Below are 3,311 nucleotides of genomic sequence, written 5' to 3' on the forward strand. Positions count from 1 at the left end.
CTGGTTTCGAAACCCTGGTTGAAGCTGGCTACGCGCCGGAAATGGCCTACTTCGAGTGCCTGCACGAACTGAAGCTGATCGTTGACCTCATGTACGAAGGCGGTATCGCCAACATGAACTACTCGATCTCCAACAACGCTGAATACGGCGAGTACGTGACCGGTCCGGAAGTGATCAACGCCGAATCTCGTCAGGCCATGCGCAACGCCCTGAAACGTATTCAGGACGGCGAATACGCCAAAATGTTCATCAGCGAAGGCGCAACCGGCTACCCTTCGATGACCGCCAAGCGTCGTAACAACGCCGCTCACGGTATCGAAATCATCGGCGAGCAACTGCGCTCCATGATGCCGTGGATCGGTGCCAACAAGATCGTCGACAAAGCCAAAAACTAAGTCGTCGTCCCTTGTACGAAAAACGCGGCCTCGGCCGCGTTTTTTCGTTTGCGCCGGTGGTTCTGGTATAAAGCTGCATCGTTTGTGGCCGAACCGTCGTCCCAGACACCTGTCGAATTTTTCCAAACCGTTGCAAGGTAATGTCCATGAGCGAACGTCCCGAAGAGCCGAACAAGGCTTCTGACGCCGAAAGCCTGCTGCCCATCGATGAACACATCGAAGAAGGGCACGACGCAGAAGGTCGTAAAGTCCGGCATCGTGGTATCTATCTGCTGCCGAATCTGTTCACCACTGCCAACCTATTCGCAGGCTTCTATTCCATCATCAACTCGATGAGTGCCCAGGCTGCCTTGAGCGCCGGGGACTCCGCCAACGCGAGCAAGTACTTCGCGTTTGCTGCGATCGCGATTTTCGTCGCCATGGTGCTCGACGGTCTCGACGGCCGCGTGGCGCGCATGACCAATACGCAAAGTGCGTTCGGCGCCGAGTATGACTCGCTGTCGGATATGGTTGCTTTTGGGGTTGCGCCGGCGTTGCTGGCGTTTGGCTGGGCATTGGGTGACATGGGCAAAGTCGGCTGGATGGTTGCCTTCATCTATGTAGCCGGTGCAGCCTTGCGCCTGGCGCGCTTCAACACTCAGGTTGGTACCGCGGACAAGCGTTACTTCATCGGTCTGGCCAGCCCCGCAGCGGCCGGAGTGGTGGCGGGCATCGTCTGGGCGTTCAGCGATTACGGCATTCAGGGTTCGAAGATGTCCTTCCTGGTCGCGCTGATGGTGGCGGCGGCCGGCATGCTGATGGTCAGCAACATCAAGTACAACAGCTTCAAGGAGCTGGACCTGAAAGGGCGCGTACCTTTCGTTGCGATTCTCGCAGTCGTGTTGGTGTTCGCCGTGGTCTTCAGCGATCCGCCGCGCATTCTACTGCTGGTGTTCCTCGCCTATGCGGCTTCGGGACCGATTCAGTACCTTTTACATCTTCGTCGGCACAAAAACGTCGAGTGATGTAATTTCCCTCATACTCCGCAGTCTATGGGTGCATCAGTCCTCCAAAGCTGCGGAGTTGTCATGTTGATCAAAATCCCTAAAGCGTCTGACTGCCACGAGTCGGATGTCACGCCTGAATCCATTTATCTGTCTCGCCGCCAATTGCTTGGGGCCACGGCTGCCGGTATCGCCGTCAGTAGTCTGCCTCGCTGGGCCAATGCCGACGACGCGGCGCAGTATGCCGATGTCGAGCCGGGCAAAGCGCCTGCATGGTTTGCCGAGAAACTGCCCTCTACTAAGTGGGGCGCAGTCAGCGTCAAGGATGAGGCGGTCACGCCTTATAAAGATGCAACCCATTACAACAACTTCTATGAGTTCGGCACCGACAAGGGCGATCCGGCGGCGAATGCTGGCTCGCTGAAAACCGAACCGTGGAGTGTGGTGGTTGACGGGGAGGTGGGTAAACCAGGGCGTTATGCGCTGGAAGACTTCATGAAACCGTATCAATTGGAGGAGCGTATCTATCGCCTGCGCTGTGTCGAGGCGTGGTCGATGGTCATTCCGTGGATCGGTTTTCCGATTTCGGCGTTGCTCAAGCAAGTCGAACCCACCTCCAATGCCAAATACATCCGCTTTGAAACCTTGCAGGATCCCAAGAGCATGCCGGGCCAGCGTTCCGGTTTTGCTTTGATCGATTGGCCTTATGTAGAGGGCTTGCGACTGGATGAGGCGATGCATCCTTTGGCGATTCTGGCGGTGGGCATGTATGGCCGCGAGCTGCCGAATCAAAATGGCGCGCCACTGCGTTTGGTGGTGCCATGGAAGTACGGCTTCAAAAGCGTGAAATCCATCGTGCGTATCAGTCTGGTCAGCGAGCAGCCGAAGACAACCTGGCAAAGTATTGCGGCCGATGAATACGGCTTCTACGCAAATGTTAACCCGACTGTTGATCACCCGCGTTGGACGCAGGCGCGTGAGCGCCGGCTACCAAACAGTCTGTTCAAGCCGAATGTGCGTGATACGCAAATGTTCAACGGCTACGCGGATGAAGTTGCTTCTTTATATACAGGGCTCGATCTGCGGAAGAACTACTGATGCGATATCCGTTATGGCGTATAGGCGTTTTCATTGCGGCGGCGGTCTGGCCATTGCTGTGGTTCTATCAGGCTTTTGCGGATTTGCTTGGGCCTGACCCTGGCAAGGTGCTGGTTGATCGCTTGGGGCTTGGGACATTGGTGCTGTTATTGATCACCTTGAGCATGACGCCTTTGCAGAAAATGACCGGTTGGGCGGGGTGGATCGCTGTTCGTCGGCAGTTGGGGCTTTGGTGTTTTGCCTATGTGGTTTTGCACTTGTGCAGCTATTTGGCATTTATCCTGGGATTTGATTGGTCACAACTGGGTGTTGAGCTGCGGAAGCGGCCGTACATTATTGTCGGGACGCTGGGTTTCCTTGGGCTGTTGGCTTTGGCGGTGACTTCCAATCGCTACAGTCAGCGCCGGTTAGGTGCTCGCTGGAAGAAGTTACATCGGCTGGTTTACGTGATTCTGGGGCTGGGATTGCTGCACATGCTGTGGATCGTTCGGGCTGATCTCAAGGAATGGGCAATTTATGCCTTTATCGGCGGACTGCTTCTTTTGCTGCGCCTTCCTCCTGTTGCACGTCGAATCCCGCGTTTATTGGCTAAAAAACAGATTCTGCAAGAAAAGCGAAATTAACGGTTGACGGCAGATTCTGGAGGTCTATAATTCGCCCCACTTCCGGCGCAGTCGAAACGAAAAACTCCTTGAGATTCAATGAGTTATACGGTTTTCGAGAGTGGGTCGCTTCAGTTAATCGAAGCCTGGAAGGAGTTGAAAGCGTCGTGATGTTTGACTCTTTTAACGGTTCGATCTTCTCGGTCGAAAGCGGAGAAAAAGAGGTGTTGACA

At 55.1% G+C, this 3,311-nt stretch carries 3 protein-coding genes and 1 pseudogene; all 4 read left to right on the top strand.

The features are described from left to right. Positions 1 to 395, top strand: a pseudogene (locus ACIONG_RS30090) (ketol-acid reductoisomerase); the annotation flags it as partial. Positions 396 to 541: 146 nt separating this feature from the next. Next, complete coding sequence (pssA, locus tag ACIONG_RS30095) at positions 542 to 1,399, top strand: CDP-diacylglycerol--serine O-phosphatidyltransferase (RefSeq protein ID WP_103306567.1); 858 nt, start codon at positions 542 to 544, stop codon at positions 1,397 to 1,399. Between the two features lie 63 nt (positions 1,400 to 1,462). Continuing rightward, positions 1,463 to 2,476, top strand: a complete 1,014-nt coding sequence (msrP, locus tag ACIONG_RS30100) for a protein-methionine-sulfoxide reductase catalytic subunit MsrP (RefSeq protein WP_103306568.1) — start codon at positions 1,463 to 1,465, stop codon at positions 2,474 to 2,476. Next, on the top strand, positions 2,476 to 3,099 hold the full coding sequence (gene msrQ, locus ACIONG_RS30105) for a protein-methionine-sulfoxide reductase heme-binding subunit MsrQ (protein WP_401304623.1): 624 nt from the start codon (positions 2,476 to 2,478) through the stop codon (positions 3,097 to 3,099). Before msrP ends, msrQ begins: the two co-directional genes overlap by 1 nt. Positions 3,100 to 3,311: the final 212 nt, after the last annotated feature.

Origin of the sequence: Pseudomonas sp. NPDC087817, assembly GCF_044742875.1 — a bacterium.
GTDB lineage: Bacteria > Pseudomonadota > Gammaproteobacteria > Pseudomonadales > Pseudomonadaceae > Aquipseudomonas.

Excerpts from the sequence above, each read along its gene's own strand:
- pssA (WP_103306567.1), top strand. The coding sequence starts at position 542 with ATGAGCGAACGTCCCGAAGAGCCGAACAAGGCTTCTGACGCCGAAAGC.
- msrP (WP_103306568.1), top strand. The coding sequence starts at position 1,463 with ATGTTGATCAAAATCCCTAAAGCGTCTGACTGCCACGAGTCGGATGTC.
- msrQ (WP_401304623.1), top strand. The coding sequence starts at position 2,476 with ATGCGATATCCGTTATGGCGTATAGGCGTTTTCATTGCGGCGGCGGTC.